Genomic DNA, 16439 nt, shown 5'->3' with positions numbered 1-16439 from the left:
AATGGTCGGACTTCGTAGATTCGGGCAATTGGCCGTCTGCGCCTTCCTGCTGGGAAGCTTCGCCCTGCCGGCACAATCCATCCTGCCGGATTCTCCCGGCACGACTATTGAGATATCCCTGCGTCCCCCGGTGCCTTCCGCCCCTGAGCCCCTGTTCACGTCGGCGCGCCGATCGAATCAGCCAAACATTACCTACGCTCCAAATGAAAAATTCCACTGGAAGGGCCTAATTCTGCAATCCATGGGATTCCTGCTGCTGCAGCATAGCGTCCGCATTTCCATGGCCAACGACCATGACATGCACCTGTTGGTGAACAAACCGTATTGGAGTGACTATTGGGCCTCCGTCGACCAATTCAACTGGCGGCGCTGGAACGACGGTGACAGCTTTCCCGTGAATTACATCGGGCATCCCGTTGAGGGAGCCATCGCCGGATACCTGGAAATCCAGAACAACCCTCGTGACCGCGCCGTGAAGTTCGGGAATAACCGGCCCTATTGGATGAGCCGTCTGCGCGGAGCTGCCTGGGCAGCCGTTTACAGCACGCAGTGGGAGCTGGGGCCGCTGGGCGAATCGGCCATCTTTAATCAGGGCGGTTTCACTTACCCGATTCAGTGCAAACCTAACTGCGGACCCTACTCCAAATACACTAACAATACCGGCTGGGTCGATTTGATTGTCACCCCGACCGTTGGAACGCTCTGGGTTGTTGGTGAGGATGTTCTGGATCGCTATGTGACGGATCCTCTTGTGCAGAGACATCCGGGATCGTTTCCGTTCCTGTTGCTGCGCGCGGGCGCCAACCCCTCACGTTCGCTGGCGACGATGCTTCGCGGTCATTACCCCTGGTGGCGCGACTACGAACATTTGGGACAGTACGATTCCGCAATGATCCATGCTTTTCAGAATGCATTGGATAAGGAGCCGGTGGAGCGCGGAGACGTCTCGCTGTACTTCCAGTCACAGTATCTGCGCACGAACCGCGATGGCTGCACGGAATGCAGGCGATGGGTGCGTGGCGGAGGCATCACGGTGGCAGTGCAACTGCGGCGCTACCTGGATGTTTTCGGCGATTTCAGCATGGCGCCGGATGCCAGCCCAGAGTCCAGCACAAACGTTGGCGGCAATATCAGCGAAGCCATGTTCGGACTTCGTTCTGGCTACAACGGCAAACGGTTTTCCGTGAAGGCGTTCCTCGCGCCCGGATTCGTCAGTTATTCCAAAACGTCCGACAGCCCTCCGGGTACGTCTAACGCCAACTACTACCGCACCACGGACTTCGCAGCCACCGTGGGCATCAATTCCGACGTCAAGATCGCGCACAACGTGGGCGTGCGCTTTGAGGTGCACAACACCCTCATTCGATACAAAAGCTGGTATCGCGATCCGGAGGGCATTGGCACGCCGCCGAATCTTTACTTCCTATCGCACGACAACTACATCAACTCAACGAACTGGGGTGTACGCGTGGGGCCCGTCTGGCGGTTCTGACTGGTTTTTCAGTCTCAGGCGCTCAAGCCTTTTTCCACCATATCCAGCAGCCGTTTTCCGAACATCTGAGCGGTCGCTGCATCGAGGCCGCGTAGCGGCCCATCCAGCATCAGCAGCGCCATGCCGTGCACTGTAGACCACGCCAGAAACTCTACGCCCGGTCGATCTTTGGCTTTCAAAATGCCCGCAGCCAACATGCGATCCAGCGCCAGACTCAGTAGCTGAAACGGATTCAGCCCGGTAGCGCCAGCATTCGCAGGGTTCGGCGTCTCAAAGACCGGCGCGGCAACGCTGAACGCTGTTTTGAACAGTCCCGGTTGGCTCAACGCGAAGGTCAGATAACCCGTACCCACCGCTCGAAGACTGCGCCGTGCATAACTTGCTGGATCTTTCCCCGGACGAAGGGTATTCATCTCGGCTTCAATCGCCATGGCCAATTGCGAAATGCACTCGGAACGAACAGCGGCCAGTAAGTCGTTCTGATTTGCAAAATGGCGGTAGGCCGCATTCGGCACCACGCCTGCCTGCCGCGTCGCTTCGCGCAGAACCACAGCTTGCGGGCCGCCCTGCCGCGCCATCTCGATTGCGGCATCTAACAATGCACGGCGCAGATCGCCATGTCGAAACGTGTCGCGCGCAGTGCCTTTCGCAGCTCGTTTTGCGGGTTTTTGTCGCGGCTTTGGTTCGGTTTTTGCCATGGCTGTGAAATCAATTCTAAATCGAAGTTTCATCAAATCGCGTAGACAAAACGCGCATCCGGTGGTTGAATGTGGACACCGTACACATACGGTGAAATGAGGGAGCGGAAAATGGCAGGCAAGGCAGGATTCGTCTGGTATGAATTGACGGCCAGCGGCGACGTGGATGCCGCTGCAAAATTTTATGGCGATGTAGTGGGCTGGGACGTGCGCGATGCCGAGATGCCCGGCATGAAATATCTCATCTTCGGCAAAGGCGGCAAGGATGTTGGCGGCATCATGAGCTGGAAATCCATTGGCATGGACAACCCCAGCGTGTGGAAAGCTCACATCTACACGCCGGATGTCGACGCGGAAGCAGAAGCCGTCAAACGCGACGGGGGCACGGTACATCGTCCCCCGCAGGACATTCCCAACATCGGTCGTTTCGCCGTCGTTTCTGATCCTCAAGGCGTGGAATACATGTTGTTTCAGCCTTCCCGGGAGTACGCGCCGCCACGCCTCGCGCAAAATGAAGTGGGTAATGTCGGCTGGCACGAACTCGTGACCACGGACTGGGAAAAGGCATGGGACTTCTATTCCAAGCATTACGGCTGGGAAAAAGACTTTGCCATGGATATGAAGGAGATGGGCATTTACCAGACCTTCCGCATCGACACGGACAAATATATCGGCGCTATGATGACGCTGCCTCCTGATGGCAGCATGGGGCCCGCGCGGTGGACGTACTACTTCCAGGTGGAAGATGTGGACGCGGCAGTGCCGAAAATCGAAGCAGGTGGTGGCAAGGTCACGCTACCTCCTATGGATGTTCCCGGTGGATCGCGTATTGTGCAGGCAATCGATCCGCAGGGCGGTGCCTTCGCCCTGGTGTCCACCAAGAGCTAAACATCTACAGTTGCCCCAAAAGGAAAGGGTCGCGATGATTCATCGCGACCCTTTTCCTGACCATGAGAGCATCAATACCCATCTGCCTTGCCGTACGGCTTGCGCGTATCGTGGCCGCCGAGTAGTTCACCCGTCTTGGGGTCGACGGCAATCAATTCGCTATCGCCCCACACTCCGGGATTCTTCTCATCGAACTCACCGGAACGCTTGATGACGTATCCGCTTGCCTTCAAAGTATCCGCAACCGCTGCAGGAAACTTCTTCTCCACCTGAAGTTCATCGGGCAAATACTGATGATGGAACCGCGGGGCATCCGCTGCTTCCTGAATGTTCAATCCGTTATCCAGAACACTGATCATGTCATTGGCAACTGTGGTGATGATCGTTGGTCCACCGGGCGATCCCAGCACAAGCCGCACCTTGCCACCCTTGGTCACAATCGTCGGCGTCATGGCAGAGAGTGGGCGCTTGTATGGAGCAATGGAATTGTTCGGCCCTTGGATCAGTCCGAACCCATTGGGTACACCCACCTTACCTGTGAAGTCATCCATCTCGTCGTTCATGGCAAACCCTGCGCCCTTGATCACGACTCCCGAACCGAACAGAAAGTTCAGTGTGTAGGTATTGCTAACGGCGTTGCCATCGGCATCCACCACGCTGAAGTGCGTGGTTTGCGTGCTCTCATGCTTGTCGGTTTGCTTCGGCGGCTCCGGCATAAATCCCGCAGGACGCACCAGGTCTTTTGAGGCTGTTGGCTTCACCGGATCAATCGTCTTGCGCCACGCCTTCGCATAGTTCTTGTCGGCCATCTGCTTCAGCGGCATGGTGGTGAAATCCGGATCGCCAAGATAGTCGCTGCGATCCATAAACGCGCGGCGATAAGCCTCCGTGATGATGTGTACCTGTCCGGGCGAACGGTCCGCGCCCAGCTTCTTCAGGTCATAGCCGGTCAGGATGTTCAGGACTTCCTGCAACACAATGCCACCACTGGAAGGCGGAGGGGCCGTCAGGAATTTATAGCCGCGGTATTTGCCTTCGAGGGGCACACGGTCTTTCACCTGATAGGCGGCCAGATCGGCCTTCGTAATGTTGCCTTCATGCGCCGCCATGTCTGCGGCAATCGCATCGGCAATCGAACCCTTGTAAAAATCCTCGGGATCATTCGAAATGCGTTCCAGCGTCGCGGCCAGATCGGGCAGCTTTACCGTCTCGCCACCCTTGTAGAAATTGCCATCGCGCTGGTAGATTCTGCGTCCCTCAGGATTCGCAGCCAGCACCTTACTCTTCCACGTGCTCAGTTCTTCTTCGGTGGCCACATAACCGTCGCGAGCGTATCGGATCGCGGGCTGCATTGCGGCCTTCAGGCCCAGTTTGCCGTAGTGCTTTTCCGCATATGCCATGCCTGCCACGGTGCCGGGAACACCGCTGGCCTTGTATCCCTGTCGGCTCATGCCGGGAATCACATTGCCATCCTTGTCCAGGTACATATCGCGAAACGCCGCTGCCGGAGCCTCTTCGCGATAGTCAATGAAGTGCGCCTTGCCATCGCCCAGCTTCTTTTCGCCGTGCTTATGAGCCGGGCGAATCAGCATGAATCCACCGCCGCCAATGTTGCCTGCCTGCGGATACACCACGGCCAGCGCAAACGCGACAGCCACGGCAGCATCCACCGCATTACCGCCCTGCTTCAGCACTTCCACGCCAGCATCTGTTGCCAGGTGGTGAATGCTGACGACCATCGCGTGTTGTGTGCGGACGGGCGTGGGCGTGGGCGACACCTGCGCCACCAGCGCGGAAAACGGCGAAACGCCAACAGCGAGAGTTACACATGCGGCAAGCCAGCGAGTCTTCATCGGTCCGGGAAGCACCTCAGCAATGGATGGGATTGGTTCTGAGCATATCGCGAGTACACAGTGACCGCGCTTTTTCACTAGCGAAACATCCCACCTCTACGCTTACAGTAGGGGAACGCAACGCCACTCCCGGAATATCTGCAAGGAAACATACCTTTCGTGCCTGGCACTTTTGATCTTTGGACTGTGTTGTTCTCATTCACCATTGCCTCACTTGCGGGGTTTGTGGCGTTTGAGTCCATGGAGCATACCCGTTATAGCCCGCAGCCCGCGGTGTGGACGATGGTGAGCGGACTTACTCTGGGCCTTGGCATCTGGTCCATGCACTTTGTCGGCATGCTGGCGTGGCAGCCGCCCTTTCCGCTGTACTACTCCATCACACCAACAGTCCTCAGTGTTCTGGTGGCGATCCTCTCGTCGTGGCTGGCCATGTACCTCACCGTCAGCAACCTCAGCAACTCGCGCAACATCGTCCTGGGTTCATTCGTGGTGGGCGCGGGCATCTGCTCCATGCATTACATCGGGATGGACGCGCTGAAGTTCTCCGAGCCGGTCGCGTGGAGTGTCCCCGGTGTGGCGCTGTCTTTTGTGATCGCCATCTTCGCTTCGCTTGGCGCCATGGCCATGCTCCGTCACAGTGGCAGCTTCAGTGTGCGGCGCCAGGTGGCGGCATCGCTCGTGATTGCTGTTGCAATATGCGGCATGCATTACACCGGCATGCTGGCCATGATGCTGCCCGCGGGGGCCGTCTCTGTCCAGCAATCGCACGAATTTTCCGGAGCGTCGCTCGCTCGCGTCGGCGTGGGCAACGCACTTGTTTTCATGGCGTGCCTCCTAGTGGTCTTCTATCGCGACAAGGTCCGGCTTCTGGAAAGCACCACGCAGGCGCAACAGCAGGCCGTCGCTGCGGCACGCACGGCAGAACGCATGGGAGCAGCCGGTCGCATCGCCGCCTCCATCGCGCACGAGATCAACAATCCGCTCGAAGCCGTAACCAACCTGCTTTATCTCGCGGAAAACGGAACCATCGGCTCTGAAGAGCGCAAATATCTGCAAACCGCACAGGACGAGCTTCGCCGCATCGCCGAAATCACCACGCACACTCTGAAGTTCTACCGTCAGCCCTACGCCCCTGCGCAGACCTCGTTGGTGGAACTCATGGAATCCACGCTGGCTGTCTTCCAGAATCGTCTTGAGAAGTGTCGCATCGTCGTTGTCCGCGAATGGGATCCTGCCACTCCGTCGGTTTACTGTCGCGCAGGCGAAATCAGGCAGGTGCTGGCCAATTTCGTCGGCAACGCAATCGATTCCATGCACGCGCACGGCGGTACGCTCACTCTAAAAATCAGCCCTGCGCCTTCCGGCGGGTGCGAAATGCTTGTCTCTGATACGGGCGGCGGCATCTCCGCAGATGATCAAAGGCGCATCCTGGAACCCTTCTTTACAACCAAGGGAGCGGGCGGTACGGGCCTTGGACTTTCCATCTGCGCGGAAATTATTCAGCGCCACGGCGGAACCCTGGACTTTGAGAGCAGCACCACACCAGGCCGTAGCGGCACCACCTTCCGCATCCTGCTGCCCGCGCAGATGCCTTCCGACCCTGCCAAAGCCTGATCGATCACCGCGTGGATCGCAGCAACCATAACGAGAAAGGGAGTTTAGCGCACGAGGCAATTTGGGACGCAATCACCCTTGACCCCATCCCCGATTCACGATATTCTTGTCAGGTTTGGCGCATCAGGCGCATGGCTGTGGGGCATCCGGCCGCGTCGTGGTGGGGTCTGATTTAAAGACCACTCCGTATCGCCTCTCACATATTGAGCTCATGGTGTTTCAGGCGCACCGGCAACACGGCCGGGCGTGGAGGTTTGTGATGTACGCAGTGATCCGTACCGGTGGTAAGCAGTACCGTGTCGCCCCCGGCGACACCTTGAAGATTGAAACGACAGAACACAACGACGGCGCGATCGAGTTCGCAGACGTCCTGGCTGTCAGCGCCGAAGAAGGCAAGTTTGAGCAGGAACTGGGCGGAGCCAAGGTGCTCGCCTCCGTCGTGGGCGAAGGCCGCGGCGACAAGATTCTGGTCTTCCACTTCAAGCGCAAGAAGCAGTACAAGAAGATGCAGGGCCACCGTCAGAACTTCGTTGAAGTCAAGATCAACGAGATCCTGGTCAACGGCAAGAGCTTCAAGGCCGAGAGCAAGTAACTCGCGCCACTGCGTTCCAGTTTTGGTAGTTCGCCGCGTCAGCGGCACAATATTTCTGAAGATTCGCGGACCACGTCACTGAAAGACGATGGCAACCGCAACGAGGCAAAGCAATGGCACATAAAAAAGGTGGCGGTTCCTCTTCCAACGGTCGTGACTCCAACGCGCAGCGCCTGGGCGTGAAGGCCTTCGCTGGCGAGTTGGTCACGGGTGGCAGCATCATCGTGCGTCAGCGTGGCACACCGCTCAAGGCTGGTCTGAACGTCGGTCGCGGCAAGGACGACACCCTGTTCGCCAAGGTTGGCGGACGCGTGATCTTCTCCGATCGTGGCAACCACGGTCGCTTCGTCTCCATCGAGCCGGCTGCTTAAATCGCAGCTTCACTAATTTTGAGAAAGCCCTGCTTCGGCAGGGCTTTTCTGCGTTTGAAGATCTTGTCGGAAACGCTTACCAAAGTTCGCCAGAGAAGTCTTACGCCTATGTCTCCCCGACTGCGTTTTGCTGCCTGTGTGTTGTTTTGTCTTTTTGTTTCATCTTGTTGGACTAGTGCCGAAGCGCAGCGAGTGATTCATGTGCCCGCGGATGCGCCCACGGTTCAGCAGGCGATTGCTGCGACTTCCAATGGCGATACCGTTTCCGTTGCCCCGGGAACCTATAGCGGTGTAATCGACTTTGCTGGCAAAGCGATTACGGTGCAGGGCACAGCCTCTGGCGTGATTTTTCAGGGAGCGAGCGCAGGGCCAGTGGTGTTGTTTCATCATGGCGAGGGCCGCGGGTCAGTACTGGACAACGTGACAGTACAGGGCGGCGCGGCGACTGCAGCGATTGATGCTGGCGGCGTGTGGATTGATCATGCTTCGCCCACGGTGAAGAATTCGACGATCACCGGAAATTCCGATTGCGGCATTGGCATTCACTTCGGCGCGCCGCTAATCACCGGGAACACGATTACTGCGAACAACGGTGGCCGTACGCGTGGGTGCATTCCGCTGTATACAACGGGCAACATTGGAATCGCTGGTGGTGGCCTCACGATTGAGGGCGCGCCCGCTGGCGGCCAGGTCGCGGAGATTTCTGACAATACGATTGCACAGAACACCGCTGTGTGGAGTGCCGCCGGAATCACGGTGCAGGATGCCGGTCACGTGGTGATTCGAAACAATGTGATCACTGCGAATACATCGAATGGCGCAGGATCGGCCATCGCTCTCTACAAAGACGTCTCCGCCGAGATTGTGCAGAACCTGATCTACGCGAACGTGCTAAATCCCACGTTGGGGAATCCGGCGTATGCAGACATTGGTGCGGGTCTGAACCTCGATCTGACGGCAGGTAGCCAGCACAGCACACGCACTGTGGTGGTGAACAACACGTTTGCAGATAACGTTCTGCAGCTTGTTTCCGGAGCGCGGATGGCTGGCAGTCAGGTGCTGTTGTTGAATGCGTATGACAGCATTTCGTTTTACAACAACATCATTGCGTCGTCAGACAGCTTGAGCGCGGTGGACTGCAAGCGAGGTACGCAGCAGCCGATTCCACTGCCTGTGTTTGATCACAATCTTGTGTTTACGCAGGGAACTGCAGGTTCCAGCTTCAGCGCGGATTGCTCGTCGCCTGCTGGTACGAATGGGAACCTGTTTGTCGATCCGCAGTTTGTGGCTCGCAGCGGGAACGCACCGTATCAAGTGGCGAAGGTGTCGCCTGCAGTCGATAGCGGTAACAATAATGCGCCTTCGTTGTTGCCGACGGACTTGCTGGGGAACAACCGTTTGCAGAATGCTACTGGCACACCTTCCGCTGTGATTGATCGTGGAGCCTACGAGGTAGCAGGTGCAGGAGGGACGTTGCCTCCCGCAGCGGGGCTGTCTCTCAGCGTGAATCCTGCTTCGCTTTCCTTACCTTCGGGAAGCAGTGGTGTGGTGCAGGTGACGACTGTGGTGACGGGAGCTTTGCAAGGGCCGGTGCAGTTAGCGTGTACCAATCTGCCTGCGTATGCGACATGTGTGTTTGGTCAAAGCTCGTTGGCGATCAACGGGGCCGGAACATACAACACTAACCTAACGCTGGCTGTAAACAACTCAACCGCGAGTGTGCGTGGTTCATGGGCCGTGTTGGCTGCGGTGATGATGCCAGGAGTATTGCTGGGCCTGCGTAAACGATCGCGTCTGGTGGCTCTAACGGTGTTGCTGATGTCTTGCAGCGTGTTGTTTCTGAGTGGCTGTAAAGACATCGTGTCGATTATCCCGGCCAGCTATAACGTGGTGATCACAGGAACGGATTCGACTTCGGGACAGACTGCGCGGGCGAACCTCCCGCTTACAGTTACGCCGTAGATTGGCGATGCTATCGCTGTCTCTATTGCTCGTCTTTTGGGTGGTCTACGTGATCGATGACGAGGGATGGGACTGGGCGTTCGGCAGGTTTGAGCGTCAGGCCCATCTGCTTTTTCAGCGCCGTTGCGAAGGTATCGCCCTGAGTTTCGTTGGTTCCCATAAGCGGCGAAAAGTCGATCGTCGAGTTCCACTGGCCGGGTAAGTTGGTGTCATCGACGATAGGCCCGCGCTTTTGCCCACCCATGTAGTGGCCCAGGCCGCTGAGCGTGTCTGCAATCTGTGACATGGTTTGGCCGGTGAAGGCCATGTGAACCATGCCGTCTTTCCAACGAAAGTCACTGGTGCAGTTCGCGGGTTGTTGCTGGCACATACCTTTAAAGGGCGCAAGGTTGGTTGACGTGCCAGCCTGCTGAAGCAGCAGGACGGGCATCGTGCGGTTGTCCCAATGTGTGGCGAGTGCGAAGCGTTCTTTGAGAAGCGCCTGGAGCATGAGCCGCAGGTCGGCGAGCGTTGCGCCTTCGGGGATGCGGGTGGTGAGGTGGTACGTCTCTTTCATTGCCCAGAGCGGCAGTTGCGCCATAAGCGCGTCATGCATGCCGCTGTTGGAGACGGAGTAGGCAGTGACGATCATCTCGAATAGGTTGAGATCGATGGTGAGGAGCGAAGGTGCCTTCCAGATGCCCGGATGCGTGGCATCCAGAACGTCAAGCTGGGTGTAATCGGGCTTTGCACCTTCTGGCAGCAGGCGCAGCGAGGCGGCCTCAAAGGTTTGTGCAGCACAGCTCATGCTGATGCATAGAAGCAAAGTGAGTATGAGTCGCAAGAGTGGTCCTGTGGCCAGCACTAACTTAAGACGCTATTCCCAGCACGATACCCGATCGCGCACGAAGAGCAAATTACGGAACCGAGGGAAATCCCACCAGGTTCGCTCGCATCGATTTTCGGTCAGGACGCACTCTGAACTTATCGAAACAGAGCAGCCGCAAAATGGGATCAGGCCGAAGATACCAGCTCGCCCAGCTCAGTGGAGACTCTCCGTTCGCATCTCGGGCATCCACTCTGGCGCCATGTTTGAGAAGCAGCTCGATGGTGTCTTCGCATCCAAAGGCTGCGGCACGATGCAACGGTGTTTCGCCCTTTGTCCTCGCATCACGCATAAAACCTTCTGTCTCCACACCGTTCTTCGTGGCTACATTCGGGTTTGCGCCGCTGTAGAGCAGTACCTCCAGCACTCGGTCGTGCCGGACGCGATCCGTTGTGCACAATGTGCTATGAAGGGGACTCTCGCCGGTTCGGATATCGATGAAATTCGGGTCGGCTCCTTGCTCCAGGAGGAATTTGCATAACCTCCAGTGCCCATGGAAACAAGCTCCGTTCAGGTCAAAGTTTTCGCCCAAAGAAGTCAGGCTTGCACCTTTCGAGAGCAGGTATCGCATCGCGCTGACATCTCCGTAGTAAGAGCACCACTGCAGAAGCGAGACTCCGCTTTCATCCTCACTATTCGGATCAACAGCCGCTTCGATCAGCCCGGATATCAAGTCAGTGCGTCCAGCTGCAAAATCCCGCAACATTGAGGTGAGCCTGTCAGCCATGATGCCCTCCCGGGGAAAGAATACGCCCGGCTTGATCACAGTGGCGAAGTTAGAAGTCTCCACGGGCAAACAATCCACGGAACCCAGGGGCAAAGTTTCGCGTATCGCACGGGGAGGCTGACCAATCCATGCGACTTTCCACCTGTGCGCTCGTTCTTGCGCTTGTTGTCCCCACACTGCACGCGCAAACAAAGCCCATCCATGTTGAAGTTGCTGTAGTTCATCCGCACAAAATCACTGGCGATGATCCATCGAACCGCCAGGTGATCGGCGGACGCTTCGTTGCCACCGCCACCACGGTGCAAACGCTCATTCGCACCGCGTTCGGCATCGATCCCAAAGCCATCGTGAATGCGCCTGCGTGGACAGAGAGCGAACTCTTCGACATGCAGGCCACCATCGCCGACCATGCGGAGATCACCAACCCGGAACAGTTCCAGCAACTGATTCTCTCGCTGCTGCAGGATCAGTTCGGCTTCCGCTTCCATCGCGATCAGCGCGAAGGCCCTGTCTATTGGCTCGTCGTCGATAAGCCCGGCAAAATCGGCCCGGCACTAAAGGAAACCAAACCAGGCACGCCCATGAACATGAGCATGAATGGCGACCGCCGCATTGATATGCGGGTCACCAACGTCTCCATGACGGACTTCGCGAAATCCATTCAGAAGCGCGCAGGCCGCACCGTTGAAGACCACACCGGACTCACCGGCAAGTACGACTTTCAAATTCGCTGGGCCACCGATCCCTCGCCAGAATCCGACGACGCCACGCTCTTCACCGTTATCCGAGAGCAACTCGGCCTCCGCCTGCAATCCGCAAAAGGCCCCATCGATGTCATCGTCGTGGACAACGTGACTCAGCCGGTTTCCGAGTAAATGCTGTCAAGCCCTCTATGCGAATAAACCCAACAAAAGAAAAGAAATAGAGTTGGCATGGTATTTCCGCGAATTCACTAGAATAGAAATAGACGGAAAGGGCCGCGCTTGTGCGCGGCCCTAACTCTTTTAGAAAGACGATTTTGCCGCTAACTCCAATGGAAAGACGATTTTAGCGGCACAGAATCCGTAACTCCAATAGAAAGACGATTTTAGAGAAACGGGGGGAGGGGGTACCCCCACCTGCGCTTGGCTAGTGCGGCAACTCCTGCGTTCCGTCGATGGTGAAGGCTGCTGTCTGTGCTGCGGCCGTGGCACGAGCGTCCTTCGGCTGCGCCCCGCCAACGGCGATGGAGTAGCTGCCCGGTTGCACGGCACGCACACCCTGCGCATCCACCTCGGAAAGCTGGCGCGGAGAAAGCGTGAAGGTGATTTTCTTCGCTTCACCGGGCTTCAGCGAAACGCGCCGGAACCCTTCCAGTTGCTGTTTCGGCGACAGTCCACCATTGCCGTCTGCAGGAGGAAGAAGGTAAAGCTGCGCTACTTCCTCGCCAGCCATCTTGCCGGTATTCTTCACCGTCACTTCGGCGGTCAGCGGTTCACCCGCCTTCAGCTTCGCTGTAGACAGCTTGAGCCCGGAGTAGGCAAAGCGTGTGTAGCTCAGGCCATAACCAAAGCCATACAGTGGCGCACCCGTGAAGTACCGATAGGTCCGGTTCTTCATGGAGTAGTCGTCGAAGGCAGGCAGATCGCTTTCGGCCTTATAGAAGGTCACCGGCAAGCGTCCGCTGGGATTGTTCTTACCCGTCAACGTGTCGGCAATAGCCTGCGCTCCGGCCTCACCCGGATACCAGGATTCCAATACGGCATTGGCATTCTCATCGGCGAAGTTCACGGCGAGTGCCGAACCATTCAGCAGCACGACGACGGTTGGTTTGCCGGTAGCGACGATCTGCTTCAGCAGCTCGTCCTGCGATGCAGGCAGGTTGATGTCGGAACGGTCGCCACCCACAAAGCCCGGCAGCTTCACCGGCATCTCTTCGCCTTCCAGGTCGGGCGACAGGCCCAACATGGCGATCACAACATCCGCCTGCTTCGCGGTGGCAATGGCCTCAGGCAGCAGCGTCTCGGGCTTGGGCGACCATTCCAGGCGGATGCCGGAACCAGCGGATGCAGAGTCCCGGGAGAACTCTACCGTGATGTCGTGTTCCTGCTTGGTGTCGTCAAAGGTGATCTGGAATACGCCGGGACGGTTGGCGCGATCCACCTCAGGCAATCCCGTGGTGCCGTTGATGCGACCTCCCGGAGCGACAGGAGCCTGCCGCTTCAGCTCGGTGACCTGTTTGCCATCCACCGTGACGGTGTATCCCTGCGCGGGACCACAGCCGCGGCAACGGCCGGTCTTCACCAGGAACTCATACGTACCCGCCGCCGGTGCGCTGATGGTGCCACTCCACCGCACGGCAAAGGGCCCGGCAGGAGTAGCGCGCAGCGGGCTGACTCCCGACCAGTCGAAGTTCAGCTCCGGATCGACGCGTGTGGTGACGGGCGAACCGCTGAAGTTCGCCGAGGTGAAGTATTCCGCCTTCAGACCATGCTCCTGCGAGCCTTTGGCGGGATGCAGCATGGTGCGCGAGACCGGCATGGCAAAGCCCGCGACATACGGCGCACCCGGCGCATACAGCACACGTGTGCCACTGAGTGACGTACGCAATGCATCGACCGGCATCACCGGATCATGCGGCTGTCCGTTGTAGTTGCCTTCCAGTGACGACAACGCGGCACCGTTGGGACCAATGACGGCGACCGTCTTGTACTTCTCCCCCCGCAGGGGCAGAATGCCATCGTTCTTCAACAACACCATCGACTCTTCTGCTGCGCGTTTTGCCACCGCAGCATTCGCAGGTGAGTTCACCGCGCTGAAGGGAATCTGCGCATAGGGAACCATCGATGGCGGATCGAAGAGTCCCAGACGAATCCGTGCCTCGAAGAGTCGGCGCAGGCTCACGTCGATGTCTGACTCCTTGATGAGTCCGGCCTTCACTGCGGAATCCAGCTTCTTGTAGGTGCCTCCGCAGTTGGTGTCAGTACCAGCGAGCAGAGCGGTCTTGTCCGCGTGTTCGGCATCGGGATCGGTCTTGTGTCCGTAGCTGCGGTAGAAGTCGTCAATGGCGCCGCAGTCTGAGGTGACGAAGCCCTTGAACTTCCAGTCGTTGCGCAGGATGTCCGCTAGCAGAGTCTTGCTGCCGCATGCGGGAGCGCCATCGATGCGGTTATAGGAGCACATGATGGAGTCGGCTTTGGCATCGACGATGGCCGCGCGGAACTGCGGCAGATAGGTGTCCCACAGATCATGCGGCGAAGGCTGCACGTCAAAGCGGTGGCGGCTTTCCTCCGGGCCCGAGTGCACGGCAAAGTGCTTCGGTGTCGCGATCACCTTGTAGTACTTGGGGTTGGTACCCTGCAGACCCTCTATGAAGTTCACACCAAGCTGCGCAGTCAGGTGCGGGTCTTCACCATAGGTCTCCTGCCCACGCCCCCACCGGGGATCGCGAAAGATATTGATGTTCGGCGACCAGAATGTGAGACCGAAGTAGATGTCGTGATTGTTGTGGCGCAGAGCTTCATTGTTCTTGGCGCGTGCCTCGGTGGAGATGACATCGCCAATGGTTTTCAGCAGAGGCGCGTCCCATGTGGCGGCCATGCCGATGGCTTGAGGAAACATGGTGGCGTAGCCGGAGCGAGCGACACCGTGTAGCGCTTCATTCCAGTAGTCGTATGCAGGAACGTTGAGCCGGGGAATGGCAGCGGCGCCATTGACCATCTGCGCAGCTTTCTCTTCCAACGTCATGCGCCCCACCAAGTCTGCGGCGCGCTGCTCGGGCGAGAGAGAGGTGTTTTGATAGGCCGGTTGCTGCGCTTTCGCAGAGAGGACGGTGGTGAAAAGTAGTGCCGCGATCAAGCGTCGCATCGGATCTGCTCCGGAGGTTCAGGTGAAGGTAGGTTCGCCTGAAGCATAGCCGGAAGGGGATGGCTGTGGCAATTACTTCGCGTGTCGAACGAAGTCAGGCGGGGATGGTAATGCTGACGATGCAACCCACCCGGGAGGGATGATTTGCAAGCTGGACGGTGCCGCTGTGGGCCTCCACGACGTGCTGAGTCAGCAGTAGGCCGATACCGCTGCCTTCCGGTTTGGTGGTGTAGAAGGGCACGAACAGGTTGGATTCGTTCAGGACGCCCAGGCCGTAGTCGCGGATTTCGATGATGAGATCGTCGCCAGCAACTCGCCACATGACTTCAATCGGCCGGGTGGCGCTGCCTTCGTGCGTCGAACGCTCCAGTGTGGCCTCTGCTGCATTCTTGAGAAGGTTGATCATTGCCTGTTCCATCAGCACCGGATCGATCAAAGCGATACGATCTTCGGATTCAGTGATGGTTACAGGAACACCATGATCCAGAGCCGTGACCTGTTGCATGAACGCGAGGATTGCAACCGGCTGACGTTGCAACGCAGGCAGGGTGGAAAGCTTGCGATAGCCCTGCAGGAATCGATTGAGAGAGTCAGCACGCGCCTCAATGATGGCGAGGCCTTTTCTTAACTGCGCATCTCTCGAGGGAGTGTTTTCAAAATCTATCTCGGGGGCGAGACGCAGTTGCAGTGTTCCGGCAATGGACTTGATTGGGGCAAGCGAATTATTGATCTCGTGGCCTAGAACCCGGATGAGTCGTTGCCATGCCTGGCGTTCTTCTTCGCGGAGTGCTGAGCCAATCTCGGTCAACATCACCAGCAAATGCCTACGGCCCTGCAGGCGGAAGGCGCTGCGTCGAAGCATCCATCGTCCGGCAAGGCCACGGGGCGGTTGCGGCATCAATGTGCTGTCCTCTAACTCGAGGAGCGATTCCACTTGTAGTTCTTCTGCCGCGCGGCCTATGTCTGTGAGTTGTAGTCCCAGTGCAGTACGGGCAGCGCGATTGACCATGGCCAATGCGCCATCCTCTGCGAACGCCAGTACTGGCGCGTCCATAGTGGAGAGAACGCGATCGACTAATGCTCGCGCTTCAGTCGCGTCACGTTTCTGTGCCTGCAGCGACTCAGAGAGCAGGTTGATTTCCTTGGCGAGATCGCCTGCGGCATCGCCACGTCGTGCTCCACGCACACGAAATGAAAAGTCCTCGCTGCGAATGGCTGCGATGACATTTGTGAGTGTTTGCAGAGGCGTGACGATACGGTGAAGCGCGCGCTCTGCAAGGAAGAGCCAGAGGATGCCGAGAGTGAGAAGCGCAACGCTATTGGTGAAGCCATCGACGCCCCATGTATGGAATAACGTGCCGCTGAGCAACAGGAGAATTGCGCCGATTGCCGCAAGCCACAATCGCATGCGCAGTTCGTAGCTCACGCTGCGCGAGGATTGTGTGCCGTCTTGTCCGGGCTTCCATGGCGCGGAATCCAGAAAGACTTCGGAACGTTCTTCTTCCTTCATGGAGTCACTCCAGCGAGCAGC

The 16439-nt window shown here is 57.9% G+C and carries 13 protein-coding genes; 7 read left to right on the top strand and 6 right to left on the bottom strand.

Going from position 1 to position 16439, the window contains the following annotated elements; genetic code table 11:
• The first annotated feature begins 1 nt into the window (after position 1).
• Positions 2-1492 (top strand): hypothetical protein, encoded by a 1491-nt coding sequence (locus tag M504_RS08630; RefSeq protein WP_156993632.1) that lies wholly within the window; start codon positions 2-4, stop codon positions 1490-1492.
• Between the two features lie 14 nt (positions 1493-1506).
• Here M504_RS08630 and M504_RS08625 read toward each other — a convergent pair whose 3' ends face one another.
• The gene (locus M504_RS08625; protein ID WP_052200539.1) at positions 1507-2190 is read right to left on the bottom strand and encodes a TetR/AcrR family transcriptional regulator; all 684 of its coding nucleotides are present in this window, start codon (positions 2188-2190) and stop codon (positions 1507-1509) included.
• Between the two features lie 111 nt (positions 2191-2301).
• Here M504_RS08625 and M504_RS08620 point away from each other — a divergent pair, with 111 nt between their 5' ends.
• On the top strand, positions 2302-3078 hold the full coding sequence (locus M504_RS08620) for a VOC family protein (RefSeq protein ID WP_047490205.1): 777 nt from the start codon (positions 2302-2304) through the stop codon (positions 3076-3078).
• Between the two features lie 71 nt (positions 3079-3149).
• On the opposite strand, the gene ggt is transcribed toward M504_RS08620, so the two are convergent.
• Positions 3150-4931 (bottom strand): gamma-glutamyltransferase, encoded by a 1782-nt coding sequence (ggt, locus tag M504_RS08615; RefSeq protein ID WP_047490201.1) that lies wholly within the window; start codon positions 4929-4931, stop codon positions 3150-3152.
• 159 nt (positions 4932-5090) lie between these two features.
• Between ggt and M504_RS21215 the strand changes: the two genes are divergently transcribed.
• The 4 genes from M504_RS21215 (at position 5091) to M504_RS08595 (ending at position 9470) form a co-directional block, all read left to right on the top strand.
• Entirely contained in the window at positions 5091-6545 is a 1455-nt protein-coding gene (locus tag M504_RS21215; RefSeq protein WP_052200538.1) for an MHYT domain-containing protein, read from the top strand.
• A gap of 259 nt (positions 6546-6804) precedes the next feature.
• Positions 6805-7137: a 50S ribosomal protein L21 gene (gene rplU, locus M504_RS08605; protein ID WP_047490199.1), complete on the top strand. Its 333-nt coding sequence runs from the start codon at positions 6805-6807 to the stop codon at positions 7135-7137.
• Between the two features lie 113 nt (positions 7138-7250).
• On the top strand, positions 7251-7508 hold the full coding sequence (gene rpmA, locus M504_RS08600; RefSeq protein ID WP_047490196.1) for a 50S ribosomal protein L27: 258 nt from the start codon (positions 7251-7253) through the stop codon (positions 7506-7508).
• 192 nt (positions 7509-7700) lie between these two features.
• The gene (locus tag M504_RS08595; protein ID WP_047490193.1) at positions 7701-9470 is read left to right on the top strand and encodes a nitrous oxide reductase family maturation protein NosD; all 1770 of its coding nucleotides are present in this window, start codon (positions 7701-7703) and stop codon (positions 9468-9470) included.
• Between the two features lie 22 nt (positions 9471-9492).
• On the opposite strand, the gene M504_RS08590 is transcribed toward M504_RS08595, so the two are convergent.
• Entirely contained in the window at positions 9493-10257 is a 765-nt protein-coding gene (locus M504_RS08590; RefSeq protein ID WP_047490189.1) for a TIGR03435 family protein, read from the bottom strand.
• 109 nt (positions 10258-10366) lie between these two features.
• Positions 10367-11062 carry an ankyrin repeat domain-containing protein gene (locus M504_RS08585; protein ID WP_156993630.1) on the bottom strand — a complete coding sequence of 232 codons (696 nt, stop codon included), beginning with the start codon at positions 11060-11062 and terminating at the stop codon, positions 10367-10369.
• A gap of 128 nt (positions 11063-11190) precedes the next feature.
• On the opposite strand from M504_RS08585, the gene M504_RS08580 reads away from it, so the two are divergent.
• Positions 11191-11937, top strand: coding sequence for a TIGR03435 family protein (locus M504_RS08580; protein WP_047490182.1), 747 nt, complete (start codon positions 11191-11193; stop codon positions 11935-11937).
• Positions 11938-12190: 253 nt separating this feature from the next.
• Here the strand turns inward: M504_RS08580 and M504_RS08575 are convergent, their stop codons facing one another.
• Both M504_RS08575 and M504_RS08570 read right to left on the bottom strand, forming a co-directional pair.
• Positions 12191-14908 (bottom strand): glycoside hydrolase family 3 C-terminal domain-containing protein, encoded by a 2718-nt coding sequence (locus M504_RS08575; protein ID WP_047490178.1) that lies wholly within the window; start codon positions 14906-14908, stop codon positions 12191-12193.
• Positions 14909-15002: 94 nt separating this feature from the next.
• Positions 15003-16418, bottom strand: a complete 1416-nt coding sequence (locus M504_RS08570; RefSeq protein ID WP_084214221.1) for a PAS domain-containing sensor histidine kinase — start codon at positions 16416-16418, stop codon at positions 15003-15005.
• Between the last annotated feature and the right edge of the window lie 21 nt (positions 16419-16439).

It is taken from the genome of Terriglobus sp. TAA 43 (genome assembly GCF_000800015.1).
Taxonomy (GTDB): Bacteria; Acidobacteriota; Terriglobia; order Terriglobales; family Acidobacteriaceae; genus Terriglobus.
This window is presented reverse-complemented; position numbering and strand designations above follow the sequence as displayed.

Bases quoted from the DNA above. Each gene is read 5' to 3' on its own strand.
- M504_RS08580 (WP_047490182.1), top strand. From the start codon at position 11,191: ATGCGACTTTCCACCTGTGCGCTCGTTCTTGCGCTTGTTGTCCCCACA.
- M504_RS08625 (WP_052200539.1), bottom strand. From the start codon at position 2,190: ATGGCAAAAACCGAACCAAAGCCGCGACAAAAACCCGCAAAACGAGCT.
- M504_RS08570 (WP_084214221.1), bottom strand. From the start codon at position 16,418: ATGAAGGAAGAAGAACGTTCCGAAGTCTTTCTGGATTCCGCGCCATGG.
- M504_RS08585 (WP_156993630.1), bottom strand. From the start codon at position 11,062: ATGGCTGACAGGCTCACCTCAATGTTGCGGGATTTTGCAGCTGGACGC.
- M504_RS08590 (WP_047490189.1), bottom strand. From the start codon at position 10,257: ATGAGCTGTGCTGCACAAACCTTTGAGGCCGCCTCGCTGCGCCTGCTG.
- M504_RS08620 (WP_047490205.1), top strand. From the start codon at position 2,302: ATGGCAGGCAAGGCAGGATTCGTCTGGTATGAATTGACGGCCAGCGGC.
- ggt (WP_047490201.1), bottom strand. From the start codon at position 4,931: ATGAAGACTCGCTGGCTTGCCGCATGTGTAACTCTCGCTGTTGGCGTT.
- M504_RS08630 (WP_156993632.1), top strand. From the start codon at position 2: ATGGTCGGACTTCGTAGATTCGGGCAATTGGCCGTCTGCGCCTTCCTG.
- rplU (WP_047490199.1), top strand. From the start codon at position 6,805: ATGTACGCAGTGATCCGTACCGGTGGTAAGCAGTACCGTGTCGCCCCC.
- M504_RS08575 (WP_047490178.1), bottom strand. From the start codon at position 14,908: ATGCGACGCTTGATCGCGGCACTACTTTTCACCACCGTCCTCTCTGCG.
- rpmA (WP_047490196.1), top strand. From the start codon at position 7,251: ATGGCACATAAAAAAGGTGGCGGTTCCTCTTCCAACGGTCGTGACTCC.